The sequence below is a fragment of the Streptomyces sp. NPDC093795 genome (assembly GCF_044764665.1).
In the GTDB taxonomy this organism is placed as follows: Bacteria; Actinomycetota; Actinomycetes; order Streptomycetales; family Streptomycetaceae; genus Streptomyces.
This window is the reverse complement of record NZ_JBIWIO010000002.1, coordinates 56,178-80,984: the sequence shown is the minus strand read 5'-3', so window position 1 is coordinate 80,984 and position 24,807 is coordinate 56,178. Positions and strand designations below refer to the sequence as shown.

The following is a 24,807-nucleotide window of genomic DNA, read 5'->3' as shown; positions in this document are numbered from 1 at the left end:
CGCTACACCGCCGGCTCCCTGGGGAGGGACCGTACGGGGTGCCAGAGCTCCTGGGCCGCGCCCGGGTTCGATCGCCACAGCAGCCCATCCGGGTGGTGCAGGACGGCCGTGACCTCGTCGGGGGTGGGGGGCTCGGAGTTGCCGCGGAGGTAGACCGCCCGCAGGCCCAGGTTCCGCAGCCGGGTCAGGGCGCGGGCGCGGTTCGCGGCGTGCACCAGGAAGCGGACGGTGACGCCGTCGCGGGCCGGGCTGGGGAGCCCTATCGCGACGACCACACTGCCTCCGGGCAACTTGCAGAACCCTCCGTTGGGCATGCGGAACCACTCCCCCGTGGATCGACTGTCAATAAGAACATCGGTCTGAAGCGTCAGACGCACCTAAACACGATCGGCCGTCGCCCGCTAGTGGGGCGACGGCCGATCATGCTTTGACCTGCGGTTTTATCGATTACTTGGTGGAGGGACCCACGCGGACCGTGATCGTCTGGCCGTTCGACGGCTCCTTGACGACCTCGATCTTGGTGTTGGTGTCAGTTACCTGGACACCGGCTCGCTCGGTCTCCGGGTACCAGTAGGTGCCCTTGCGGTCGTCGAAGACCGGGTTGCCGCGCTGCGAGTTCACCCACGTCGGGACGTCCGCCTTGTGGAGCAGGAGGGAGTCCGTGCGGTAGGTGCCGAAGGTGGAGTCGTACGCCTGGACGCGGTTGCGCATCAGGGTGCCGTCCTTCCACTTCAGCGGGGTCGGGTGGGAGTCGACCGGAAGGATCAGACCCTGGCCCGGGTGGACCGCGGTGTTGTTGTCCTTCTGGGAGAGGTCCCACTTCCAGATGAGCAGACCGTTCTGGTACGGGTAGTGCTCGACCCAGCTGGACTTCTCACCCGCGAACCCGAAGTTGTACGGGCCGACCTTGAGGGTGGCGTCGTACGAGACGTACTGGCGGTTCTCCGCGATGTAGTACTGCTCGTACTCCTTGGTGAAGCCCTTGCCGACCCGCGAGAAGCCCTTCGCGGTCCAGCCGTTGTCACCGTTCTCGGCGTTGTCCGAGAAGACGGTGGCACCGTCGGCGGTCAGCGTGATGGCGTCGGCGGTGAAGCCCTTGCCGCCCGCGCCGCCGTCCGTCTGGTAGCGGAAGCGGAGGTCGAACTTCTTGCCCGCGTAGGCGTCGAGGCCGTAGACGAGCTTCTTGTGGGTGCCGGAGACGTCGGTCAGCGCCGGGGCGCCGCTCGCGTCACGCGGGAGGGCCACACCGTCGGCGGTGCCGTCGAGGGCGGTCCAGGTGGCACCGCCGTCGGTCGACGCCTCGGTGTAGAGGTAGTCGTAGTCGAGCTCGATGTCGTACCAGCCCTGGAGCTCCAGGGAGGCGGACGTCTTGCCCGTCAGGTCGACGGAGCGGGTCAGGGTGTTCTTGAGGTCGTCACCCATGTTGCTCCACCACTGCGTGGTGCCCTCGGCGGGCACGACGACATCGGTGGTGACCGGCTTCTTCGGCAGCTCGACGACGAGCGCCTGCGGGTTCTTGGTGTTGTACTCGGCCACACCCAGCTTGTGCGTGGAGTTCCACGCACGGGCCTCGTCGGCCACCTTGGTGTAGTTGAGCCAGCCGAGCTGCAGCTTGTCCCAGGCGTTCATGTCGCCGGGCAGGTCGCCGATGGAGTCCTTGCCGCGGCCGAGCCAGGAACCGGACGACATGAGCGACCAGAAGCCGGTCGAGTTCTCGGCGCCGGGGCGGCCGGAGGTGTCGTACAGGTCCGGCAGGCCGAGGTCGTGGCCGTACTCGTGCGCGAAGACGCCGAGGCCGCCGTTCTCGGGCTGCATCGTGTAGTCGCCGACCCAGATGCCGGAGTCGCCGATCTGCGTGCCACCGGCCTTGTTGTGGGCCGGGCCGGTCTTGCCGGCGTTGGTGCCGTACGCGTACCAGCGGTGGGCCCACAGGGCGTCGCCGCCCTGGGCGCCGCCACCGGCCGACTCGTCCTCGCCCGCGTGGACGATCTGGAAGTGGTCGATGTAGCCGTCGGGCTCGTTGAAGTTGCCGTCGGCGTCGAAGTCGTACCGGTCCCAGAGGTCGTACTGGGCCATGTCGGCCTTGATCTGGGCGTCGGTGCGGCCCTTGGCCTTCTGGTCGGCGACGAAGGCGGTGACGCCGTCGCGGACCGTGTCCCAGACGTTGGAGCAGTTGCTGCTGCCGCAGTAGTTCGAGCCGTAACGGGCCTCGTTGTACTCGACCTTGACCCAGTCGGAGACGCCGCCCTCGACCGAGTAACGGCCGGAGGAGGTCTTCTCCATGTACGTCTTCAGCGACTGCTTGGGCTGTCCCTCGGCGTCCTTGCCGGTGCCGAAGTACAGGTCCTGGAAGTGCTGCTGGTCGTAGTCCGCCTGCCAAGCCGTGGAGTTGTCCTTCGCACGGTCCGGCTCTTCTATCTGGTTGTGCAGCGGGCCGGGCGTGCCGCCGAACTTCGGCTTCAGCTCGTCCGTGTCGTCGTCGGCGCGGTTCACCAGGGTGGTGGTGTCCACCTTGTCGCCGAACTCGACCAGGATCGTGAAGATCTTGTCGGTCTTCTCGCGGCCGAGCTCGACGTACTTCTTGCTGTCGAGCTTGACGACCTGCGAGCCGCCGCGGCGCTCGACCTTGGCCTCGCCGCTCAGCACCTGCTCCAGGGCAGCCTTGCGCTGCTGCTCCTGCTGCTTGCTGAACGGGCCTTCGAGGTCGTGGTCGACGGCCGTCTTGTCGACGCCGTGGCCGTGCCCGTCGACCTCGGCGCCGGGCGCCGGGTCGTGGCGGACGTCGGCCGACGTCACGCCGTCGTTGTCGGCCCAGGCGGTGGTGAAGGTCGAGGCGGTGGCGGCGGTAGCCGCGAGCGCCACGACGACTGCGGACGTTCTGATCGCCCGTCGTCTGTTGGTCACTTGATGTAGTCCTCCCCGGCGCCCACGCTCGCGGACCGAAGGTGGGGTGTCCGTCCGGCGGGGTCGCGCGTCACAAGTGACGACATTCGACCGGAGAGAGACAAGAAAAGACAGATCTTGACTTGCACATACCAACTGCACTATGCGGGCGGTGAATTCCGATTATCGGACAGATGGAGGGCGCACACCGGGGGAAAGTCGGGGCTTTCGTGCCCCCGTGCGCCCCCCGCGCAACGGCACCGTGGGTAAGGTCACGCTTACCCGGCATCCGCCCTGGGCATCGAGCGTCGTAGAGTCGACCCGATGTCCGGAGGGACGGTACCCGTCATGCAGCGTCCGAACGCCGCGCAGCTCGCCTACGGTTCGGCCACCGTCGTCCTCGCGACCGTCGCCCTCCTGCTGCTCACCCGTACGACGAGCACCCCCGGCATCACGGCGGTCAGCCTCGCCGGCCTGCTGCTCGGACTGCTCGTGGCGGTGACGATGCCGGTGCGGACGACATCCGTCAAGGTCACGGGAAGAGTTCCGGCGCCCCCGCGGAACGAAGAGGTCCGGACACCGGCCGCGCGCGTGGGCGCGGGAGCCGATACCCGGACCGGTTCGTGACCTGATCCCTCATCCGTCCGCGCTCACCGCGGGACGGAGACCACCACCGTCTTCGCCGCCTTGTCGTGCAGACCCTGCTTGTAGGGCTTGTCGACCAGGATCAGGATGAGGATGAGCAGCGGCCACAGACAGGCGCAGCAGATCAGCGCGGGCAGCCACAGGACGACGGCGCGCAGCAGCGACTGGCTCATCGGGGGCGTCGAGCCGTCGTTGAGCATCGCGACCCGCAGCTTCATCAGCTTCTTGCCGATGGTCTGGCCGTTCCTGGCCGTCATCACCGTGTCGTAGGCGACGTACGCGACGATCGTGATGAGCTGGAAGACCAGCTGGCTGCCGCCGTTCAGGCTGTTGACCGTGTCGCCGAAGTCGTTGCCGTTCTCCGTCGCCCGCGTGTAGATGTCGAACGGGATGCCGATGATCGCCAGCGGGATCGCGATGATCAGCCAGTCGATGATGCGGGCGAGGATGCGGCGGCCGGACTCGGCGAGCGGCGGCATCCCGGAGAGCGGATCCGTCCCGCCGTAACCGGCGCCGTAGCCGCCGCCCCCGCCGCCGCCGTACGGAGGCGGGGGCGGCGGCATGCCGTTGTCGTACGGGGAGCCACCCGAAGGGCCGTACGGGCTGCCGCCCGAAGGGCCGTAGGGGCTCCCGGGCGGGGTGCCTCCCGGGGGCGGCTGGTCACCGCCGGACGAGGGCGGGGGCTGGCCGGCGGAGGGCGGCGGGGGCTCCTGGGGCCTCTTGAGGAACGGGTCCTCCTCGGGCGGCTGGCCGGGCGGCGGCTGGTCGGTGCTCATGGGGGCAGTGCATCCCGGGCACGGCGCCCCCGCAAGGAATCACCGCCCGTTCGGGGGATGCGGCGGTCCCCCGGCGGGTCAGCGGGCCACGAAGGTGCGGGCCGCCTTGTCGTGCCAGCACTGGCGCCAGGGACGGTCGAACAGGCACCACAGGACGTTGAACACGCCGATGACCAGGAGCCCCAGGACGCTGTAGACGAGCCAGCGGCGCAGGGACGCGCCGAACCTCGGCGGCTGGTGCGCCTCGATGTCCCGCACCTCGATCCCGCACAGCTTCTTGCCGAGCGTGCGGCCCCACCGGGCGGTGGGCAGCGCCTCGTACAGGACACCGATGACGAACAGCGCGGCCAGTGCGATGCCGAACTGGACCGATGTCGTCCCGTCGAGCAGCCACACCTGGACGGTGACACCGGACTGCTTGGCCGCCTCGATCTTGCCGTCGATGTGGTCGAGGGCGGCGGTCACGAACGGGAACGAGGCGCCGCCCACGAGCGCGCCGAGGACCACCGTGTCGATCAGCCGGGCCAGCAGTCGCCTGCCGAGACCTGCGGGGCGCGCGGAGGCCTGCGCACGGGCCGCCTGGACGAACAGGTCGTCGACGGGCGGCTTCCAGGGGACGACGGGCTGCTGCTCCTGAGACTGCGGCTGGGCCGCCTGCTGGGGCTGTTGGGGCTGTTGGGGCTGCTGGGCCCAGGAGGGCGTGGCGGGGGCCGGGGCGGGCGCGTGCTGTACGGGGGCGGGCGCGGGCCGCTGCTGTACGGGGGTGGGCGCGGGGGCCGGGGCCTGGGCCGTCGCCATGGGCTCGGGAGCCGGCTGGGGCTGGGACCGGCGCTGGGGCTGGGGCTGCGGCTGCGGCTGCGGTCGGGGCTCCGGCGCCGGGGCGGGCGTGGGCATCGGCGTGACCGGCATCCCGCCGAGTCGCGCGGCTCCCCCGGCCGTCCGGTGGTCGGCCGCCCGCCCGGGGGCCGACGTCTCAGCGGGTTCAGCGGGTTCAGCGGGTTCACCCGCACCGGCGACCGGCCACTCGGCCGGGGTACGCGGATCGGGAGTCCGGGGCGCGCCCCAGGAGACCTTCTGGTCGCGGTCGCCGCCGAAGCCGGTCTGGCGTGAGGTGTCCGCCTGCCACGCGGCGGCGGGCTCCTGGGCGGCCGGCTCCTCGTCGAAGAAGACGGGCCCGGTCTCCTCCACCGCGGGTACGGGGGCGGGCACGGGCGCCGGAGTGGGCGCGGGCGCGTGGACCTGGGCGGGTACGTGCGCCTGCGCCTGCGCCTGGACCGACGGCTCGGGCCGGGTCTCCCGTACGGGCTCGGGCTCTGCCCATTCGGGCTCCGGCTGGGCAGGCGCGGGCCGGGTCCGGACCGGCGCGGGCGCCGGGCCCGAGGCCAGGATCGGGCCGGCCGGGATCGTCGCGGCGGGCGGGTGCGGTGGAACCTCGCCCTCCGAGGGGGCGGGCCGACTCGTACCGGGAACCCAGGCGCCGCCGTTCCAGTACCGGATGTACCCGGGAATGGACGGGTCCGGGTAGTACCCCGCCTGCGGTACCTCTCCGCCGCCTCCAGGAGGAGTAGCCACTGCCCCGACTCCGTTCAGTCACAACGCCTTTGACCCGCGCGGCCGCGTGCCGGGCGTGCCGCGCCCAAGGAGGACAGTAACGAAGAACGTCCCCGAGGGGACAAGGAGCCCGCGAGAAAGCCCCGCCTTCGGGCGACACGTACCGGAATCGATCACTCATGGTGATGTTCGGGCCGATGCCTCCCGCCCGGGAGGACGTGCCGGAGAACTTCCCGGAAAAAACCTTCCCGAAGTCGCGTAATGAGCCGTGGGCACCGCGCTCTCTTCGGGTGAAGGCCCGCACGGGGCCGGTCCGCGAGAGGAAGTACGGCCATGCAGAACACCGACAACACCACGGTCGAGCGCGAGCTGGAGCTGAAGCTGGTGCTCTCGCCCGAGCGGGCTGTCCCCGTCCCCGCGCGGCTCGCCTACCGCACGGACGACCCGTACGCCGTCCACATCACCTTCCACATCGGCACGGACCACCCCGTCAACTGGACGTTCGCGCGCGAACTGCTCGTCGAGGGCGTCTTCCGGGCATGCGGGCACGGGGACGTACGGATCTGGCCCACGAAGGTCGACGGCCGCGGTGTCGTCCTGATGGCGCTCTCCTCCCCCGACGGCGACGCCCTGCTCGAAGCGCCGTCCGCGCAGGTGTCCGCCTGGCTGGAGCGGACCCTGCACGCGGTGCCGCCGGGCACCGAGTCCGAGCGCCTCGGCATCGACGACGGCCTCGCCGAGCTCCTGGCGACCACCGTGCTCACCGACGAGCTGTGGCTGCGCGACCCGTGGCCGTCGGACGAGACGCAGGACGGCGAGCTGTGATTCCCGGCGCCGAGATCCCCGTACAGGTGCCGTCAGAACAGCTTTCCGGGGTTGAGCAGTCCCAGCGGGTCGAACGTGGCCTTGATCCCGCGCTGGAGTTCGAGGCCGACCGGCCCCAGCTCCCGTGCCAGCCACTCCTTCTTGAGGACGCCCACGCCGTGCTCGCCGGTGATGGTGCCGCCGAGCGCGAGCCCGAGCGCCATGATCTCGTCGAAGGACTCCCGCGCGCGCCGCGACTCGTCCTCGTCGGTGTGGTCGAAGCAGACGACGGGATGGGTGTTGCCGTCCCCCGCGTGCGCGCAGACGCCGATGGTGAGCCCGTACTTCTCCGCGACGGCCGCCGTGCCGTCGATCATCTCGGCGAGCCGCGTCCTCGGCACGCACACGTCGTCGATCATCGTCGCGGACTTGATGGTCTCCAGGGCCGTGAGGGAGAGCCGGCGCGCCTGGAGGAGGAGTGCGGACTCGGCGGCGTCCGCGGCCGGGACGACCTCGGTGGCGCCCGCCGCCGCGCACAGCTCCCCGACGGCGGCCAGGTCGGCGGCCGGGTCCGGGGTGTCGAAGGCGCACAGGAGCAGCGCCTCCGTGGTGTCGGGCAGACCCATGCGCGCCAGCTTGTTGACGGCCTGGACGGTGGTGCGGTCCATGAGTTCGAGGAGCGCCGGGGTGTGTCCGGCCTCCATGATCGCGCAGACGGCCGCGCAGGCGGCGGCCGCGGAGGGGAACTCGGCGGCGAGCGCGAGCTGCGCCGGGGGCTGCGGCCTGAGGGCGAGCACCGCCTTGACGACGATGCCGAGACTGCCCTCCGAACCGACGAAGAGCCTGGTCAGGTCATACCCGGCGACGCCCTTGGCGGTGCGGCGGCCGGTGGTGAGGAGACGGCCGTCGGCGAGGACGACGTCGAGCCCGAGGACGTACTCGGCGGTCACCCCGTACTTCACACAGCACAGGCCGCCGGAGGCCGTGCCGATGTTCCCGCCGATGGTGCAGGTCTCCCAGCTGGACGGGTCCGGCGGGTAGGAGAGGCCGTGTTCGGCGACGGCCCGTGAAAGCACCGCGTTGACGACACCCGGTTCGACGACGGCGATCCGGTCGACCGGGTTGATCTCCAGGATCCGGTCCATCCTGACCAGGGAGAGCACGATGCAGCCCTCGGAGGCGTTGGCGCCTCCGGAGAGGCCGGTGCGGGCTCCCTGGGGGACGACGGGGACGCGGAGTTCGGTCGCGGTGCGCATGACGTGCTGCACCTGCTCGACGGTGCGCGGGAGCACGACGACCGCCGGGGCGCCGGACTCGCAGAAGCTCGCCATGTCGTTCGCGTAGGAGGCGGTCACGTCCGGGTCGGTGAGCAGCGCCTCGGCGGGTAGCCCGGCGCGCAGCCGCGTCAGAAGATCGTCCATGGTTCCAGCCTGGCACCCGGGGCCAACGGTGTGAACCCGCCGGGGCGGGCGCTTCGTGTGCTCTTCGTACAGGTGGACGCGGGCGCACAGTGAGCGCCATGAAGACGCAGAACGTGTCGAGGACGGTCCTGGCGGCCGGGGTGGGCGCGGTGCTCGCGGCGACGGCGCTGCTGTACGTCCCCGAGTTCGTCGGCCAGGGCCCGCCGCCCCCGCCGGATCCGGCGGAGCGGGCGACGATCGCGGCCCACGCGGGCGCGCAGGCCGCGCTGCCGGATCTGGCGGCGCTGATCACCGACCGGGAGAAGTGGCTGCGCGGCCACCCGGGCGACGACGCGTCCTGGGCGGAGCTGGGGGCGGCGTACACGGAGCGGGGGACGCGGCTCGGTGACGTACGGGACTATCCGCGGGCCGAGCGGGCGCTGCGGCGCTCCCTCACCGAACGGCCCGCCGCGCGCGGCAATCTGGCCGCGCAGCTGGGTCTGGGGGCGCTCGCGGGGGCGCGCGGCGACTGGAGGACGGCGAAGGAGTGGGGCGAGCGGGTGCGGAAGGCGGACCCGAAGCGCTGGCCGGTGTACCCGGTCCTGATGGACGCGTACAACGGCCTCGGGGACTACAAGGCGGCGCAGAAGGCGATGGAGACCCTGGAGGGGCTCCACGCGGGCGCGGTGGTGCGGACCAGGGCGTCGGGGACCTACCGCGACCGGGGCTGGCGCGAGGACGCCGACGCGGCGGCCCTGGACGCGGCGGCGCTCGCGGAGACGGACCCGGACAAGGCGGCGGCGCTCGCCCGGCTCGGGGACCTGGCGTGGGAGCGGGGCGAGCCGGAGGAGGCGCTGGCGCGGTACGGGTCGGCGCTGAGGCTCGTACGGGACCACGGGCCGTCGCTCGCGGGCCGGGCGCGGGCGCTCGCGGCGCTCGGCCGCTCCGACGAGGCGCTGCGCGACTGGCGGGCCGCGCTGGCCAGGCTGCCGCTGCCGGAGTACGTCCTGGAGGCCGGCGAGCTGTACGAGTCGCTGGACCTGGACGGGGACGCTCAGGCCCTGTACGAGCGGCTGCGGACGGGCACGTGGGTCCGGGGCGAGGTGGCCCTGGCGCTGCTCGAAGCGGACCACGGCGATCCGGCGGCGGCGGTGGCCCTGATGCGGGCGGAGTGGGCGCGGGGGCACCGCTCGGTGCGGGTCGCGGACGCGCTGGGGTGGGCGCTGTACCGGGCGGGGCAGCCGAAGGAGGCGCTGGAGTACGCGAAACGGGCGACGGAGGAGGGGCTGCGGAGCGCGCTGTTCACGTACCACCGGGGGGAGATCGAGCGGGCGCTTGAGCAACACGGCCCGGCGCGGCGGCACTTGGCGGAGGCGCTGCGGATCAACCCGTCCTTCTCGCCGCTGCTCGCGCGGGGGGCGGTGGAGTCGCTGACGGCGGTGGGCGAACCGCCGGCGGACCTCCCGAAGGACCTCCGTCCGGCGCCGCCCAGGACGCCGGCGCCGCCGGGGGCGTGAGGCGTTGGTTGCGGGCGGCTGCTCCGCCCCGTTGGGGGCAGGCGTTCCGCGGGGCGGAACGGGTGGGCACAACCCACGACGGCGCCGCACCAGTGGTGCACGTCCAGGCGCGGAAGCCTAGGCCCGGCAAGGGGGCGCCGTCCCGTGTGCCCACCCGTCCCGCCCCGCGGGACGATTGCCCACACGGCGGGGCGGCGCCCACAACGGGACGGCGCGGCATCGGCGGGCTACAGGTTGCCGCGCTTTTCCTGCTCGCGCTCGATCGCCTCGAACAGGGCCTTGAAGTTGCCCTTGCCGAAGCCCATCGACCCATGGCGCTCGATCATCTCGAAGAAGACGGTCGGACGGTCCTGGACCGGCTTGGTGAAGATCTGCAGCAGGTAGCCGTCCTCGTCGCGGTCGACGAGGATCTTCAGCTCGCGCAGGGTCTCGACGGGCACACGCGTCTCGCCGGCCCACTCGCCGAGCGTGTCGTAGTACGAGTCGGGGGTGTCGAGGAAGGCGACGCCCGCGGCCCGCATCGCCCGCACGGTGGCGACGATGTCGTTGGTGGCGAGGGCGATGTGCTGGACGCCCGCGCCGCCGTAGAACTCCAGGTACTCGTCGATCTGCGACTTCTTCTTCGCGATCGCCGGCTCGTTGATCGGGAACTTCACCTTCAGGGTGCCGTCCGCGACGACCTTCGACATCAGCGCCGAGTACTCGGTCGCGATGTCGTCGCCCACGAACTCCTTCATGTTCGTGAAGCCCATGACCTTGTTGTAGAAGCCGACCCAGTCGTTCATCTTGCCGAGTTCGACGTTGCCGACGCAGTGGTCGATGGCCTGGAAGGTGCGCTTGGCCGGCGGCTCGACGATCGGGTTCGCGGCGACGAAGCCCGGAAGGTACGGGCCGGTGTAGCCGGAGCGCTCGACGAGGGTGTGGCGGGTCTTGCCGTACGTCGCGATGGCGGCGAGGACGACAACCCCGTGGTCGTCCTTGACCTCGTACGGCTCGGTGAGGCCGGTGGCGCCGTGCTCGACGGCGTAGGCGTACGCGGCGCGCGCGTCCGGCACCTCGATCGCCAGGTCGACGACGCCGTCACCGTGCTCGGCGACGTGGTCGGCGAGGAACCGGCCCCGGTCGGTGGAGACCTTGATGACGGAGGTGAACACGAAACGGGCGGCGCCGTTCGTGAGCACGTAACTGGCGGTCTCGCGGCTGCCGTTCTCCGGTCCGGAGTAGGCGACGAGCTTCATGCCGAAGGCCGTGGAGTAGTAGTGGGCGGCCTGCTTGGCGTTGCCGACGGCGAAGACGACCGCGTCCATGCCCTTCACGGGGAAGGGATCGGCCTGCCGCGCCGTGGAAGGGGTGTGATCGATGGTCTCAGTCATGGCAGCAATGTCCCGCCGTTCGGCAAGGTGCGCAAGAGTTCGCAGATCTACTGGTCAATCTGCACAGCAGGGGGCGAGTATGGCTCTGCGACTTGTACATCCTGACCATGGGGAGGCCGCTGTGGCGATCGATCATCTGGACGGCCGGCTGATCGTGCTCCTGGCGCGCGAGCCGCGCATCGGCGTCCTGGAGGCCTCCCGGCGTCTCGGGGTGGCGCGGGGCACGGTGCAGGCGCGGCTCGACCGGCTCCAGGCGAGCGGGGTGATCCGGGGGTTCGGCCCACAGGTGGACCCGGCGGCGCTGGGCTACCCGGTGACGGCCTTCGCGACCCTGGAGATCAAGCAGGGCCAGGGCGCGGACGTACGGGAGCACCTGGCGACGGTGCCGGAGGTGCTGGAACTGCACACGACGACGGGCCACGGCGACATGCTGTGCCGGCTCGTCGCCCGCTCGAACGCCGACCTCCAGCGGGTGATCGACAAGGTGGTCGCCTTCGAGGGGATCGTTCGGGCGTCGACGGCGATCGTGATGGAGAACCCGGTGCCGTTGCGGGTGATACCGCTGGTGGAGCAGGCGGCGGAGGACGCCGGCTGAGCTCCGGAGGAGTACCGGAGGAGCCCCGGAGGCGTATTCGCCAAGGACTCGTTGCAAAGAACCCCTTGCAAAGGGTTCTTTGCAAGCCTAGGCTCAACCCATGCACCCACCCGAGGAACGCGTCAGCCGTACGCTCGACCCGCGCTCACTGCGCGGGCTCGCCCACCCTCTCCGCATCCGACTGCTGCGCGCCCTGCGCCACCACGGGCCCGCCACCGCTTCCCAACTGGCCGAGCGGCTCGACGAGTCCAGCGGTGCGACCAGCTATCACCTGCGCCAGCTCGCGGCCCACGGCTTCGTCGAGGACGACCCGACCCGGGGCAAGGGCCGGGAGCGGTGGTGGAAGGCGGCCCAGCAGGGCACGACCGTCGACGAGTCGCTGCATCTGAACGCGGACCCCGAGGTCCGCGGCGCGATGGAGGTCTACCTCCACGAGATCGCGACCATCCACACCCAGGAGCTGAACACCTGGCTCGGTACGCGCCACGACTGGGACGGGGACTGGGCCGCCTCCACCGACATGAGCGACTTCACGCTGCGGCTGCCGCCCGAGCGCCTGCGGGAACTCAGGGACGAGATCCACTCGCTGATCGACAGCTACCAGAAGGGCGCCGATCCCGACGCGCCCGACGCCGCCCGCGTACGGATGCACCTGCACGCGTTCCCCCAGCACGAGGACTGACGAGACCCCGGCAGAAGGGCTACACCGCCATGCACCCCGACATCCACCTCGCACTCCACCGCCTGCGCGCCACCGAACTCACCGCCGCGCACCGGAGCGCTCCGGACCGCCCCCTCCCCCGCACCCCCCTCCGTAACCACGTCGGCTGGGCCCTCGTCGAGCTGGGCCTGCGGCTGGCCGTGCCGCCCGCGCGCCCGGTCACCCTGGCCGCATGACCGCCCCGGGGGGACGAAAACGACCGCTCGCCACGCTCCTCGCCGCCAACGCCGTCTCGATCACCGGTAATTCACTCACCCTCATCGGCGTCCCGTGGTTCGCGCTCGACACCACGGGCAGCCCCGGCAAGGCCGGCCTCGTCGCCTTCTGCGCGGCCCTTCCCGTCCTCGTCTCCGCGATCGCCGGCGGCCCCGTCATCGACCGGCTCGGCCGCCGGCGGGTCAGCATCGCCTCCGACCTGGTCTGCGCGCTCGCCCTCGCCGCGATCCCGCTGCTGCACCGCGCCGGGGCCCTCGAGTTCTGGATGCTGTGCGCCCTGATGGCGCTCAACGGCCTCTGCCACGCGCCCGGAGAGATGGCCCGGCACGTCCTGGTCCCCGACCTCGCCGAGCGCGCGGGGACCTCGCTGCCCAGGGCGGCCAGTCTGTACGACGCCGTGGCGCGCGGCGCCCGGATGGCGGGCGCGGCGACGGCCGGGCTGCTCGTCGCGTTCATGGGCGCCGACACGGTCCTGCTCCTCGACGCGGCGACCTTCGGCCTCTCCGCGCTGCTCGTCGGCGCGGGCCTGCGCGGGGTGCGGTCGGCGGAGCCGGTGCGGGACGGCCCCCGTCTCTCCCCGGCCCGCTACCGGGCCGATCTGCGGGAGGGGTACGCCTTCCTGTTCCGCGCCCGGCTGTTGCTCGGGATCACGGTCATGGTGATGGTGACCAACGGCCTGAACCAGAGCTGGAGCGCCGTACTCCTTCCCGTCCATGCCCAGGAGCATCTCGGCGGTCCGGCCGCGCAGGGCCTGCTCGTCTCGGTCTTCGGCGGTTGCGCCCTCGTCGGGGCCCTGCTGTACGGGGCGGTCGGGGAGCGGTTCGGGCGCCGGGCCGTGTTCGCGGCGGGCTTCCTCGTCGGAGGCGCCCCGCTGTACGTGGTGGCCGCGCTCACGGACACCACCGCGCCGCTGCTCGTGACGGCGGCCGCGGCCGGGTTCGGCGTCGGCGTCCTCAACCCGATCCTGACCACGGTCATGTACGAGCAGGTGCCGGACGGTCTCCGCAGTCGGGTCATGGGCGCGAGCACGGCGGGGGTCCTGCTCACGACGCCGCTCGGGGGCCTCGCGGCCGGCCTCCTGGTCGAGCGGGTCGGGCTGCCGGCGACGCTCCTCGGGATCGGCGCGCTCTACTTCCTCGCCACGCTCGCGCCGCTGGTGTTCCCGGCGTGGCGGGGCATGGACGAGCCACCGGCCCCACGACAGGACGGCACGCCCGAGGGCGGGTCGGTCAGCAGGCCGGAACCTTCGACTCCTGGCCCTGATCCAGTGCCCGGAGGGACGCCACCGCGTCGGTGAGCGCGGTGACGGGGACGAGCCGCAGGCCCTTCGGCAGCTCGGCCTGGGCCTCCGAGCACTCGGCCTTCGGTACGAGGAAGACGGTGGCGCCGTCCCGGGCGGCGGCCTGGGTCTTGAGGGACACCCCGCCGACCGCGCCGACGGCGCCGGCCGCGTCGATCGTGCCCGTACCGGCGACGATGCGGCCGCCGGTGAGGTCTCCGCCGGCACCGTCGCCCGCGAGCTTGTCGACGATGCCGAGGGAGAAGAGCAGTCCGGCGCTGGGCCCGCCGATGTCGGCGAGGTGCAGGGTCACCTTCACGTCGTCCGGGTCCTTCTTCAGGTACCCGAGGGCGGCGAGGGTGGCCGAGTCCTGCGACTTCTTCATCTGGCCGAGGTTGTGCTTCTCGATCTCGGCGTCGGACTTCCCCGAGGGGTAGACGGAGTCGTGGGGCAGGACGGCCCGGTCGGTACGGAACCAGGCGTCGGCCACGTCCGCGAGGTCCACGTCCGTGGACGGCCCCGTCGCGACGATCGTCGTCATCCGCAGCTGGCCCTCGGTGGCGCGGACGGGGGCGCCGGTGATGGTGATGACCTCACGCCCCTTGTCCTTGCCGAGCACGTCGGCGGTGGAGCCGGGCTGGGCGATCGCGTACGGCAGCGGCGCCAGCCCGACGACGGCGAAGAGCGCGGCGACGGGCAGGGCGCAGACGGCGAGCGCGCGGGACCGGGAGAGACTGGAGAGCACGCGTCCAATCTACTGGGGCGGACGGGGCCGTTCAGCGGGGTCCCCCGCCGCCCCCCGGTTGTGGGCAACTGTTCCGCAACGGTGGAACGGGTGGGCACAACCCACGACGGCGCCGCGCCCCGGTTGTGGGCAGGCGTTCCGCAGGGCGGAACGGGTGGGCACAACCCACGACGGCGCCGCACCCGTGGTGCACGTCCAGGCCCGGGAGCCTAGGCCCGGCAAGGGGCGCCGTCCGTTGTGCCCACCCGTCCCGCCCTGCGGGACGATTGCCCACAACGGGGGGAGCGGCACCCAGCAGGGGGCGGCCCGGGCGCCAGCCCGTCGGCGGCACGGGCGCGGGCCCTAGGCCGCACGGGCGCCAGCCCATAGGCCGTACAGGCGCGGGCCCTAAGCCGCACGGGCGCCAGCCCATAGGCCGTACAGGCGCGGGCCCTAAGCCGCACGGGCGTCGGCCCGTAAGCCGCGCGGGTCGCCGAGGCCCATGGCAGCCCCGTTGCCGCGCGCCTTAGCGCAGCGCGTCCGCGACCTCTCTCGCCGCGTCCACCACCCTCGGTCCCACGCGTTCCGGTACCGCGTCCGCGAGCATCACGACGCCGACGCTGCCCTCGACGCCCGTGACGCCGACCAGCGGGGCCGCGGCGCCGCTCGCGCCCGCTTCCAGTTCGCCGTGGGTGAGGGTGAAGCCGGGTTCGATCAGGCCGCCCTGCCGGGCGGCGAGGATCGCGCGGCCGGCCGCACCCCGGTCGAGGGGGTGGCGGAAGCCGGCCCGGTAGGCGACGTGGTAGTCGGTCCAGGTCGGTTCGACGACCGCGACCGCGAGCGCCTCCGCCCCGTCGACCAGCGTCAGATGGGCCGTCGCCCCTATGTCCTCGGCGAGCGAGCGCAGCGCGGGCAGCGCGGCCTCGCGCACCAGGGGGTGGACCTGGCGGCCGAGCCGCAGCACGCCGAGGCCGACGCGGGCGCGCCCGCCGAGGTCGCGGCGGACGAGGGCGTGCTGTTCCAGGGTGGCGAGCAGCCGGTAGACCACGGTCCGGTTGACACCGAGTTTGTTGGACAACTCGGTGACCGTCAGGCCGTGGTCGGTGTCGGCGAGCAGCTTGAGGACTCTGAGTCCCCGGTCGAGCGTCTGGGAGGTCTCCGCGGTCACGACGCCCACACCTCTCCTTCGAAAGTGAGTGGTGGCGGGCTCCCACGGGGGTTACGACGCCGGTCCCGTCGGCGACGCACGTCAGAGGCCGCCGGCAGGAAGGGGTACACCGGCTGCGCTCCGCGGCGGCGCTGCCACGGGGCGATTGCTTTGAGCCGGGACAGTAGCGACCCGCTCCGCTCAGCGGAAGACCTCGTCCAGAATCCGGGCGCCGACGACCGGATAGAGACGGTTCGGGACCTTCGTCGGTCACACGCGGGACTTCGGCGGACAAGATCGGCTTTGTCGTGCCCGTAGCGTGGAAGCCGCCCGGAGACCGACCGTGGGGGCCGGTCCCCGGTGCCGGTTCCGGCGCGGGTCCCGCCGCGGCGGGACGAGTGAGGCCCGTACGAACGCCGTCGTACGGGCCTCAGCCACACCACTCCCGCGGGTCACCGCATCCGCGTGGCCCACTCCTGCACCTTCTTGATCCGTTCCCGGATCTGCCCGGCGGTCGCCTCCGCGCTCGGCGGCCCGCCGCACACCCGCCGCAGCTCGGTGTGGATCACGCCGTGGGGCTTGCCGGTCTGGTGGACGTACGCGCCGACCATCGTGTTGAGCTGCTTGCGCAGTTCGAGGAGTTCCTTGTGGGAAACGATGGGGCGCCGCTCGGCCGGAAGCTCCAACAGGTCCGCCTCCTCGTCCGGCTTCTTGCGGCTGTGCGCGATCTGCCGGGCCTGGCGCTTCTGGAGCAGCAGCTGGACCTGGTCGGGTTCGAGGAGGCCCGGGATGCCGAGGTAGTCCTGCTCCTCGGCGCTGCCGGGGTGGGCCTGCATGCCGAACTCGGCGCTGTTGTACAGCACGCGGTCGAAGACGGCGTCGGACTCCAGCGCCTCGAAGGGCAGCATGTCCTGCTCGCCGGTGTCCTCGTCCTGCTCCCTCTCCGCCTCCGCCATCTCCTTCTCGGATTCGGCGTACGGGTCCTCCTCGCCCCCCTTCTTGGGCTTGTCGAGGACGTGGTCGCGCTCGACCTCCATCTCGTTGGCGAAACCGAGGAGGCTGGGGATCGTCGGAAGGAACACGGACGCGGTCTCGCCGCGCCTGCGTGAACGTACGAAACGGCCGACGGCCTGCGCGAAGAACAGCGGCGTCGAGATCGTCGTCGCGTACACGCCGACGGAGAGGCGGGGTACGTCGACGCCCTCGGACACCATGCGGACGGCGACCATCCAGCGGTCGGTGCTCTCGCTGAACTCGTCGATGCGGTTCGAGGCGCCGGTGTCGTCGGAGAGGACGACGGTGGCCTTGGTGCCGGTGATCTCGCGGATCAGCTTGGCGTACGAGCGGGCCGAGTCCTGGTCGGAGGCGATGACGAGGCCGCCGGCGTCCGGGATGGACTTGCGGACCTCGGTAAGGCGTTGGTCGGCGGCGCGCAGGACGTTCGGCATCCAGTCGCCCTTGGCGTCGAGCGCGGTGCGCCAGGCCTGGGAGACGGCGTCCTTGGTCATCGGCTCGCCGAGGCGGGCGGCGATCTCGTCACCGGCCTTGGTGCGCCAGCGCATGTTGCCGCTGTAGGAGAGGAAGATGACGGGGCGGACGACACCGTCGCCGAGGGCGTTGCCGTAGCCGTAGGTGTAGTCGGCGGAGGACCGCCGGATGCCGTCGTTGCCCTCTTCATACGTGACGAAGGGGATCGGGTTGGTGTCCGACCGGAAGGGCGTACCGGTCAGCGCGAGGCGCCGGGTGGCGGGCTCGAAGGCTTCGAGGCAGGCCTCGCCCCAGGACTTGGAGTCTCCGGCGTGGTGGATCTCGTCGAGGATGACGAGGGTCTTGCGCTGTTCGCAGCGGTTGCGGTGGAGCATGGGCCGGACTCCGACGCCGGCATAGGTGATGGCGACCCCGTCGTACTCCTTGCTGAGCGGCCCGGCGCTGTAGTCCGGGTCCAGCTTGATCCCTATCCGCGCGGCGGCGGCGGCCCACTGCTTCTTCAGGTGCTCGGTGGGCGCGACGACGGTGATCTGCTGCACGACGTGGTGGTGCAGCAGCCAGGACGCGAGGGTCAGGGCGAAGGTCGTCTTGCCGGCGCCGGGGGTGGCGACGGCGAGGAAGTCACGGGGCTGCTCCTGGAGGTACCTCTCCATGGCGCCCTGCTGCCAGGCACGCAGCTTGCCGGCGGTACCCCAGGGGGCCCGGCCGGGGAAGGCGGGAGAGAGGTGATGGGAGGAGGTGGCGGTAGTAGTCACGATCTCCGGGTTCGACGCTCGTCCAGATATGACAACCGGGCCACCTTACCGGTGCGCTACCTCCGAGCCCCACCGGACGAGGCCGTGACCCCGCCCAGTGCGGCACGTCTCACAGACGTCGGATCAGCGTGCGAACCTCGGCAGCAACGCGGCGATCTTCGGGACGTCAAGGGCCCCCTGGCAGACGTCCAGGACGAACGCCTCGGCCTCGTCGACGTCAAACGCGGGGTCGAGCGGGTGCCCGTTCAGATGCAGGAAGACCCAGGTCGCGTACCAGGCGATGCGCTTGTTGCCGTCGACGAGGCCGTGGTTGCGGGCCAGTGACTCCATCAGCGCCGCGGCCTTCTCCCAGACGGCGGGATAGGCGTCCTGGCCGAAGACGCTCGACTGCGGGCGCAGCAGGGCGGAGTCGAGCAGGCCGTAGTCGCGGACCTCACTCGCTCCCAGACGTTCCGCGAGGTTCAGGAGCTGGGGGAGCGTGAGGAAGTGCGTCACGCAAGCCTCCGGTTGAGCTCCGCGCTGGCCTTCAGCACGTGCTCGGCCGCCTCGTCGAACAGGCGGGAGTGCTCGTCTATCGCCCTCATCACGGCGTCGTGCGCGAAGGACTGCATGCTGCGTCCCTCCGCCTCGGCCCGCTCGCGCAGCGCGTCCAGCTCTTCCTCGGTGAATCTGACGTTCAGAGCAGCCATGACGCCACGGTACCGCGTAGTACCACGTGGTGTCAGCGACTTTCCGGGACCCTGACCCGGGCCGCCTCCGCCCCCAACCGCGTAGCGACCCACGCCCCCACCGCCGCCACCCCCGCCATCGGCAGGAAGACCGCGGCGAAGGCGGCCGGGTGGGAGCCCGTGGTCGTGTGGGCGGTGACCGCGTGGCCGACCGCGCCGCCGCCGAGGGCCGCGAAGGCCGCTCCGCCCGCGGCGAGGAGGAGGACGTTGGAGAGGCCGTCGGAGATCTGCAGGGCGGCCGAGTTCGCGCCCACCTCCTCGGGCGCGGAGAGCTTCATGAGCAGCACGCTCGTCGAGGAGATCACCGCTCCCATGCCGAGGCAGCCGACGCCCCAGGCCGCCGCGAGCACCCAGACCGGCACCGCCGTGATCAGCACGCTCGGCGCCACCGCGATGGCGAGCGCCACCAGGACCATGCCGAGGACGACGAGCCGCTCCCGGTACGGCTCCGTCCACGGCCGGGCCTGGATGTACGAGCCGAGCGCCCAGGTGAGGCCGCCCAGGGCCAGGGAGAGGCCGGCCAGGGTGGGGCTGAGGCCCCGCTGGGTGACCAGCATCAGCGGGACGAAGGACTCGGCCGCGATGAACGCGCCGGCGGCGATGCCGCGGAGGAGGACGACGGACGGCAGGCCGCGGGCCGCCCGCCAGGTGCCGCTCGGCAGGAGCCCGCGGACGGTGGGCACGAGGAGCGCGATGCCCACGACGGCGGGGAGCAGGGAGAACCAGCGCAGTTCCTGGCCGCCGTACTGGAGGAGCGCCGCCCCGGCCGAGATGCCGAGCGCGAGCCGGATCCGGCGCCGGTCCCAGGAGGCGACGGGCGCGTCCGGGTCGGCGGGGCCGGAGGCGGTGCGGCGTATCGCGGGGAGGGCGAGGGCCAGCGGGAAGACGACGAGGACGGGGATGCCGAGGAAGACCCAGCGCCAGCCGAGGTGCTCGGTGACCGTTCCGGAGGCGAGCGGTCCGACGACGGAGGGGACGATCCAGCTCGCGGCGAAGGCGGCCATGATCGCGGGTCTGAGGTGTTCCGCGTAGGCGCGGCCGACGATCACGTACAGCGCGACGATGACGAGGCCACCGCCGAGGCCCTGGACGGCCCGGCCGAGGATGAACAGCCACATGGCGCCGGCGGTCCCGGAGAGCAGCAGTCCGGCGGCGAAGGCGCTGATGCCGGCGGTCAGGGGCGCGAGGGGCCCTCGCCGGTCGGACCACTGACCGGCGAGGACCATGCCGAAGAGGCTGGTGGTGAAGTACGCGGAGAAGGCGAAGGCGTAGAGGGAGACGCCGTTCAGCTCGCGGGCGGCGACGGGCATGGCGGTGCCGACGGCGGTCGCCTCGAAGGCGATGAGCAGGACGACGGAGACGATGCCGATGCTGAGCGCCCGGTGGGCCGGGTCGAGGACGGACCCCTTGGTGTCGTCGTCGGCGGCGGGACGGGGTCCGGGGCTGCCGGCGACGACGGCGTCGGGCACGGCGTCGGCCTTGGCGTCGGCGTCGCGGGGTTCGAGGGCGCTCATCCCCCCAGAGTAAGAGGTGAAGCACGAGATGACCCCTGTCAGGAGCCCCGTCCCCGCTCAGTCCTTGGACGTAGGTCCGTGAACGGGGTGTTGCAGCGCTGTGGCAGTCGCATGGCACGGCCGCCGGAACCCTTGAGCCCCCTCGCGGCCGCCGCCTACCGTCGTACTCGTTGCACCACACGACCGTGTGCCCGAGTGGTTGAGGGGCCGGCCTGCAAAGCCGGTTACGTCGGTTCGATTCCGATCACGGTCTCCAAGCGATCTCGGAGCGATCTCCCCCTAGGGATCTCGTCAAGGGATCTCTCTCGGGGATCTTCACAGGCACCGCCCGCCTGTGCGACAGTCCGCCGCATGAGCGATCAAGGAAGACGCAAGCTGGGCGTCCTCGTCGGCGTGGGCGCCGCCGGGGTCCTGTTGCCCGGCATCACCCTGGGTACGGAGACCGGCGTCGTCCTCTCCGTCCTCATGGCCACCCTGGTGATCGTGGTCCTCACCCAACTGATCCACATCGGCCCGACCGGCCGCGTCCCGCTCCCCGCCCTGGCCGCCTTCGGCCTGGCCGGCTTCGTCCAGGACGCCCTCATCTGGTGGCTGCTGTCCTGGCTGGGCCCGAAGATCTCGGAACTCCGGGTCGAGGGCCTCGCGACGATCCTCCTCGCGGCGCTGATCACCCGCGCGACGGTCCTGCTCCTGTCCCAGCTGTCCCCGGCCGCCGCGACGGCCGAGGACTGAGGGCTGCGGACTGCGGACTGCGGACTGCGGACTGCGGACTGAGCCAGGAGGTCAGTGGAGGTCAGCGGGGCAGCAGCTTCTCCGGCACGGTGACCTTCTCGGCGCGGCCGACCGGGGAAGGTCGTGCGCGAGAGCTTGTCCGTGTCGGGATTCCAGGCCTGCGCCTCCGCGACCATCCGCTCCTTCATCTCGGTGAGCGAGCGGTCGTGCGGCTGGAAACCTCCCCCGAGGTCGGTCCGGAGCGCCTCGACGTTCCGCTCCCCGAACACCTGCCCGTAGTTCTTCAGGGCCGCCTGGGGCACGGCGCCCGCGCCCTTCGGCGCCGCGGAGTCCCCTCCGCCGCCGCAGGCCGCCGCCGAGAGTGCCGCGACCAGGGCGACCGCCGTCACCCCTCCTGCTCGCCGCGCCACTTCTTCACCTCGAGGACGGGCTTCTCACCGAGCCCGGCGTTGTCCTCGCACTGCAGTTTCTTGACGACCGCGAGCGTGACGGAATGGAGGACGGTGAGGTACGCCTCGCGGGTCGCGGGGGTGTTGTCGGGGTAGGCCCCCTTCACCGGCTTCTCGAACTTGAGCACACTCTCGATGGGAACCGGGTGCTGGTCCGACCCCTGCAGTCGAGGGCTGGTGCAGCCCACGAAGAGATAGGCCGCCTTGTTGTCCGTGCTCGCCTCTCGGCCCATCCCGTAGAGGTACCGGCCCTGGGCCGTCCACTTGGTGCCGTCGTCGTACAGATCGGCGGCCTCGTAGAGCCTGAAGCTGATGTCGACGCCGGCTCTCGAGTCGGCGTCGGCCTTGACCTCGCACATCGCACGACGACCTGGGGGCCTCCCCTTCGCCGCCTGATCCTCGATCACCTCGTTCACGGTCCGCTCCAGCCCACCGCTCCCGGCCTCCGAGAACTTCTTCGCGCCCAGCACCGTTTCGAGCGCGCCCGCCGCCGCGGGCGAGAGCGTGCCGTCGCACTGCTGCGCGGCGGTGACCCGCGGCGGCTCCTCCTCGTCGCTCCCACAAGCGGTGAGGAGCAGCCCGAGAGCGAGCATGGTCGAGACGGATGCGAGTGCTCTTCTCATCGGGCTCCTCGGGAGGTCGGAAGGGTCGAATTCGGGAATCGCGGGTCGGCGCGGCGGTGAGTCGAAGGGGGACGAGGCGCTGCCGGTGGTTCAGCCGGTCTCGGGGGCGTTGCCGGTCTGCTTCGCGTGATCGTTGCCCAGTCCGTAGCCGCCGTCCACGGACTCGATCATGTCCTGCTTGAAGTCGCTGCTCACCTTGTCACTGTGCATGGCGAGGAAACGCTCCATCGGCGACTCCGCGCTGTACCGGCCGGCCGTGTAGAGGGCCGCCTTGTCCTCGTGGATCTCGTCCTCGGTCTTGTCCTTGTGGTCCTCGACCGACTTGTCCGACCAGTCGCCGATGACCTGGCCGGCGAGTTGTTCCATGACTCCCGACCCCGTGTCGACCGCGAGCGGTACGAGGACGGCGGCCGCGCCGACCGCGGCGGTGGCCGGAAGGAAGGCGACACCGGCCGCGATGCCCACCGTGGCGCCGAGCTCCACCCAGCCGGCCTTCGCCGCCTGCGCCTTCTCGTACTCCTCGTGCTTCTTCATGCCTTCGGCCTCGACCTGGTTGGCGCGCGACTCGTCCAGGAGGCCCTGGAGCGTGGCGCCGGTGTAGACGGTGGAGCGGGCCCGGCCCTCGTCGATCTTCCCGTCCGCGCCGACCTGCGCCTCGAGCACGCTGGTGGTGTAGAGACGCTCGGCCGTGGAGACGGTGGCGTACGCGTCCGGGTGCTGGCCCAGAGTGCTGAGGAACTTCACGGCGCCGTCACGGCCGAATTCCGGGTGGGCCGACGGATCCTTCGTCGGCGCGAAGACGCTCTGGGAGTCGTTCTTGTTGAGAGCCCAGTTGAGGTCGTCGATGTAACCGGCGCCCATGTTGCCGAGGCTGTCCGCCAACGGAGACTGCCACTTCTTGAGCAGTTCGGGGTCGCCACCGTACTTGTCGACGACCTGCTGCATGATCCCGGCCGAGGTCTCGTCGCGCTTGAGTTCCGGCGTGGTGTCGTCCCAGGCGTGGCCGAGGGTCGCGGCCTCCAGGGCGTGACCGAGCGCGTCGGGCATGTAGTCGGCCGACTTCTTGGCGTCGTCGGGGTGGTGCCCGTCGATGTCGGGGAAGAACTCGTACTTCTCGTTGCCGAAGAAGTCGAGGTAGTTCTCGATCTTGTTGCCGTCCTTGTCCTTGCCGAGGTCCAGCTCCCCGCCGACGCTGCCATCCTTGTTGTACGAGGTCAGCGGATCCTTCGAGAAGAACTCCTTCGACGCCTCCGGGCTGTGCCCCAGCGCCTCCAGCATCGAGACCATCGGGTCGAAGCCGGAGCCGTTGACGCCCGACGGGTTGTACTGGTTCTTCAGCCAGCCGCCGCCCATGGGCTTGCTGTCGGCGAACATGTACGGGTCCTTGGCGTGGAGCTGGGTGACGTGCTCCGCGATGGGGACCAGGAACTTCTTGTCGTAGTCGCCGTAGCGCATGATGCCGCCGAGCAACTGGTAGCCGTACGCCGGGTTGTTGTCGTACTTGACGAGCGGGATCCGCTCCGTGCCCAGCTTGCGCATCTCCGAGGACCACTTGTCGGTCCACGCGTCGCCGCCCTGCGTCGCCGTCGCCAGGTTCATGCCCAGGTTCCGCTGGAGGTCCTGGACGTCGGCGAGGCGCTGCTTGTCGACCTTCGAGTAGTCGTACGTGTCCGTGGACAGCTGGCCGAAGAACTCCAGCGCGCCCTTCGGGCCCATGCCGTCGTAGAAGGTCCGGGAGAACTCCTTCGAGCCGCTGTTGTCCTTCAGCAGCTCGTTGAGGCGCACCAGCTCCTCGTGGGAGATGTCCCGGCCCTTCTTCGCCAGGTCGACGGCGCGCTGCGCCTCCTCGGCGTCGAGGCTGGTGTACTTCGGGGCGCTGAAGTTGTGCTTGTCGCCGGTGATGTTGGCCTTGAGCGCGTTGGAGCAGGCCACGTCCGCGTCGTCACATGCCTCGACGATCGCGTCGATCCGCCGCTGCATCTCGGCGATCTCGGCGCTCTCCTTGCGGACCATGTCCTGGAAGTCGGGGTCGTGCCGCATCCCCTGGTCCTTGGTCCGGGACAGCGGCTCGACCGCCTCGACCGTGCCGTCGGACCTCACCCGGAAGCGCTTCGCGGGTGCTTCCGTCTCGACGATCTTCTTGAGGTCGTCCTTCGCCTTCTTGAAGGCGTTGTAGCCGTCCGCCAGGACCTTGTGGATGCCGTCGGCGGCCTTGGCCGCGTCGTCGAACTCCTTCGCGGTCTTGTCCACGAACGGCTTCGTGACCTCGGCGTTCACCCCGCGCCAGTAGTCGTCCTTGGCCTTCGCCGCCATCGTCGTACGGGCGTCGGACGCGAGCGTGTCCAGCTTGCCCTTCATCGCCGACCAGTCGTCGGCCGAGGCCTTCATCTTGTCGAGCGGCGCCTGGTAGACGTTGTCAAAGGTCAGCACAGCAGGTCCCCCGCCTACTTGAGGTACTCGTTGATCTTGGAGGCCGAGAAGGCCGCCTTGATGTCCGCTTCTTCCTTGGCGTGCGAGGCCGCGCTGTAGTCGAGGTGGTTGGAGATGTTGGCGCAGGCGTCGAGCAGCGTGTTCAGCTGCGAGCTCCACGTCTCCTGCACGGTCGACATCGCGGAGCCGGTGAGGAAGCCGTGGCTGGACATGCCCGACGCCGCCTCCGTGGTGTTCGTACGCGCGTGGTTCCCGTCCTTGGCCAGCCGGCCGTGCAGCGCGTAGGCGGCGCTGCCGATGGCCCCGAGCTTGTCCTGGTCGACGCTCAGGTCGGCGTTCCCGCCGCCCCCGCCGCCGGGCTCGGGGGCGACCTGGTTGAGCCTCATGCCCACACTGTCCGTGGACGTGGACCGGACCGACGCCCACTCCTGATCGAACGACATGCTCTCCCCCGTGA

The 24,807-nt window shown here is 71.2% G+C and carries 23 protein-coding genes and 1 tRNA gene; 9 read left to right on the top strand and 15 right to left on the bottom strand.

The annotated features are described in order from the left end of the window. Positions 1-2: 2 nt before the first annotated feature. Together ACIRB7_RS05375 and ACIRB7_RS05370 are read right to left on the bottom strand one after the other, a co-directional pair. Complete coding sequence (locus ACIRB7_RS05375; RefSeq protein ID WP_403592682.1) at positions 3-314, bottom strand: hypothetical protein; 312 nt, start codon at positions 312-314, stop codon at positions 3-5. 133 nt (positions 315-447) lie between these two features. Continuing rightward, positions 448-2,904, bottom strand: coding sequence for an immune inhibitor A domain-containing protein (locus ACIRB7_RS05370; RefSeq protein ID WP_403592679.1), 2,457 nt, complete (start codon positions 2,902-2,904; stop codon positions 448-450). A 327-nt stretch (positions 2,905-3,231) separates the two neighbouring features. On the opposite strand from ACIRB7_RS05370, the gene ACIRB7_RS05365 reads away from it, so the two are divergent. After that, positions 3,232-3,510, top strand: a complete 279-nt coding sequence (locus ACIRB7_RS05365) for a hypothetical protein (protein WP_403592677.1) — start codon at positions 3,232-3,234, stop codon at positions 3,508-3,510. A gap of 23 nt (positions 3,511-3,533) precedes the next feature. On the opposite strand, the gene ACIRB7_RS05360 is transcribed toward ACIRB7_RS05365, so the two are convergent. Together ACIRB7_RS05360 and ACIRB7_RS05355 are read right to left on the bottom strand one after the other, a co-directional pair. Beyond that, positions 3,534-4,304, bottom strand: coding sequence for an RDD family protein (locus tag ACIRB7_RS05360; RefSeq protein WP_403592674.1), 771 nt, complete (start codon positions 4,302-4,304; stop codon positions 3,534-3,536). A 78-nt stretch (positions 4,305-4,382) separates the two neighbouring features. Further along, a complete protein-coding gene (locus ACIRB7_RS05355) occupies positions 4,383-5,876 on the bottom strand; it encodes an RDD family protein (RefSeq protein ID WP_403592671.1) in 1,494 nt (497 codons plus the stop codon). 312 nt (positions 5,877-6,188) lie between these two features. On the opposite strand from ACIRB7_RS05355, the gene ACIRB7_RS05350 reads away from it, so the two are divergent. Continuing rightward, positions 6,189-6,680 (top strand): SsgA family sporulation/cell division regulator, encoded by a 492-nt coding sequence (locus ACIRB7_RS05350; protein WP_403592668.1) that lies wholly within the window; start codon positions 6,189-6,191, stop codon positions 6,678-6,680. 32 nt (positions 6,681-6,712) lie between these two features. On the opposite strand, the gene ACIRB7_RS05345 is transcribed toward ACIRB7_RS05350, so the two are convergent. Further along, positions 6,713-8,080, bottom strand: a complete 1,368-nt coding sequence (locus ACIRB7_RS05345) for an FAD-binding oxidoreductase (protein ID WP_403592665.1) — start codon at positions 8,078-8,080, stop codon at positions 6,713-6,715. A gap of 98 nt (positions 8,081-8,178) precedes the next feature. Between ACIRB7_RS05345 and ACIRB7_RS05340 the strand changes: the two genes are divergently transcribed. Further along, entirely contained in the window at positions 8,179-9,576 is a 1,398-nt protein-coding gene (locus tag ACIRB7_RS05340) for a tetratricopeptide repeat protein (protein WP_403592662.1), read from the top strand. Positions 9,577-9,803: 227 nt separating this feature from the next. On the opposite strand, the gene hppD is transcribed toward ACIRB7_RS05340, so the two are convergent. Continuing rightward, complete coding sequence (gene hppD, locus ACIRB7_RS05335; RefSeq protein WP_351219258.1) at positions 9,804-10,949, bottom strand: 4-hydroxyphenylpyruvate dioxygenase; 1,146 nt, start codon at positions 10,947-10,949, stop codon at positions 9,804-9,806. A gap of 121 nt (positions 10,950-11,070) precedes the next feature. Between hppD and ACIRB7_RS05330 the strand changes: the two genes are divergently transcribed. The 4 genes from ACIRB7_RS05330 to ACIRB7_RS05315 all read left to right on the top strand — a co-directional run bounded on the left by ACIRB7_RS05330 (position 11,071) and on the right by ACIRB7_RS05315 (position 13,778). After that, a complete protein-coding gene (locus ACIRB7_RS05330) occupies positions 11,071-11,544 on the top strand; it encodes an Lrp/AsnC family transcriptional regulator (protein ID WP_351219256.1) in 474 nt (157 codons plus the stop codon). 100 nt (positions 11,545-11,644) lie between these two features. Further along, entirely contained in the window at positions 11,645-12,226 is a 582-nt protein-coding gene (locus ACIRB7_RS05325; protein WP_403592658.1) for a helix-turn-helix domain-containing protein, read from the top strand. A 29-nt stretch (positions 12,227-12,255) separates the two neighbouring features. Further along, positions 12,256-12,441: a hypothetical protein gene (locus ACIRB7_RS05320; protein ID WP_403592655.1), complete on the top strand. Its 186-nt coding sequence runs from the start codon at positions 12,256-12,258 to the stop codon at positions 12,439-12,441. Continuing rightward, the gene (locus ACIRB7_RS05315; RefSeq protein ID WP_403592652.1) at positions 12,438-13,778 is read left to right on the top strand and encodes an MFS transporter; all 1,341 of its coding nucleotides are present in this window, start codon (positions 12,438-12,440) and stop codon (positions 13,776-13,778) included. Before ACIRB7_RS05320 ends, ACIRB7_RS05315 begins: the two co-directional genes overlap by 4 nt. Here ACIRB7_RS05315 and ACIRB7_RS05310 read toward each other — a convergent pair. From ACIRB7_RS05310 to ACIRB7_RS05285, 6 genes are all read right to left on the bottom strand, one after another. Next, complete coding sequence (locus ACIRB7_RS05310; RefSeq protein ID WP_403592649.1) at positions 13,711-14,505, bottom strand: S16 family serine protease; 795 nt, start codon at positions 14,503-14,505, stop codon at positions 13,711-13,713. The two genes, ACIRB7_RS05315 and ACIRB7_RS05310, sit on opposite strands and share 68 nt — an antisense overlap. 505 nt (positions 14,506-15,010) lie before the next feature. After that, entirely contained in the window at positions 15,011-15,652 is a 642-nt protein-coding gene (locus ACIRB7_RS05305; protein ID WP_015033894.1) for an IclR family transcriptional regulator, read from the bottom strand. Between the two features lie 431 nt (positions 15,653-16,083). Then, positions 16,084-17,874 carry a DEAD/DEAH box helicase gene (locus ACIRB7_RS05300; RefSeq protein ID WP_403592646.1) on the bottom strand — a complete coding sequence of 597 codons (1,791 nt, stop codon included), beginning with the start codon at positions 17,872-17,874 and terminating at the stop codon, positions 16,084-16,086. 123 nt (positions 17,875-17,997) lie between these two features. Next, positions 17,998-18,369 carry a type II toxin-antitoxin system death-on-curing family toxin gene (locus ACIRB7_RS05295; protein WP_403592643.1) on the bottom strand — a complete coding sequence of 124 codons (372 nt, stop codon included), beginning with the start codon at positions 18,367-18,369 and terminating at the stop codon, positions 17,998-18,000. Then, the gene (locus ACIRB7_RS05290; protein WP_403592640.1) at positions 18,366-18,563 is read right to left on the bottom strand and encodes a plasmid mobilization protein; all 198 of its coding nucleotides are present in this window, start codon (positions 18,561-18,563) and stop codon (positions 18,366-18,368) included. The genes ACIRB7_RS05295 and ACIRB7_RS05290 overlap by 4 nt, the downstream gene beginning before the upstream one ends. Positions 18,564-18,595: 32 nt before the next feature. After that, complete coding sequence (locus tag ACIRB7_RS05285; protein WP_403592637.1) at positions 18,596-20,116, bottom strand: MFS transporter; 1,521 nt, start codon at positions 20,114-20,116, stop codon at positions 18,596-18,598. A gap of 181 nt (positions 20,117-20,297) precedes the next feature. Here ACIRB7_RS05285 and ACIRB7_RS05280 point away from each other — a divergent pair. Further along, positions 20,298-20,372, top strand: a tRNA-Cys gene (locus ACIRB7_RS05280). Between the two features lie 95 nt (positions 20,373-20,467). Next, the gene (locus tag ACIRB7_RS05275) at positions 20,468-20,848 is read left to right on the top strand and encodes a hypothetical protein (protein WP_403592634.1); all 381 of its coding nucleotides are present in this window, start codon (positions 20,468-20,470) and stop codon (positions 20,846-20,848) included. A gap of 385 nt (positions 20,849-21,233) precedes the next feature. On the opposite strand, the gene ACIRB7_RS05270 is transcribed toward ACIRB7_RS05275, so the two are convergent. The 3 genes from ACIRB7_RS05270 to ACIRB7_RS05260 form a co-directional block, all read right to left on the bottom strand. Continuing rightward, the gene (locus tag ACIRB7_RS05270) at positions 21,234-21,920 is read right to left on the bottom strand and encodes a hypothetical protein (protein WP_403592631.1); all 687 of its coding nucleotides are present in this window, start codon (positions 21,918-21,920) and stop codon (positions 21,234-21,236) included. Between the two features lie 90 nt (positions 21,921-22,010). After that, the gene (locus ACIRB7_RS05265; protein WP_403592629.1) at positions 22,011-24,350 is read right to left on the bottom strand and encodes a hypothetical protein; all 2,340 of its coding nucleotides are present in this window, start codon (positions 24,348-24,350) and stop codon (positions 22,011-22,013) included. A gap of 14 nt (positions 24,351-24,364) precedes the next feature. Beyond that, entirely contained in the window at positions 24,365-24,793 is a 429-nt protein-coding gene (locus ACIRB7_RS05260; RefSeq protein WP_403592626.1) for a hypothetical protein, read from the bottom strand. Between the last annotated feature and the right edge of the window lie 14 nt (positions 24,794-24,807).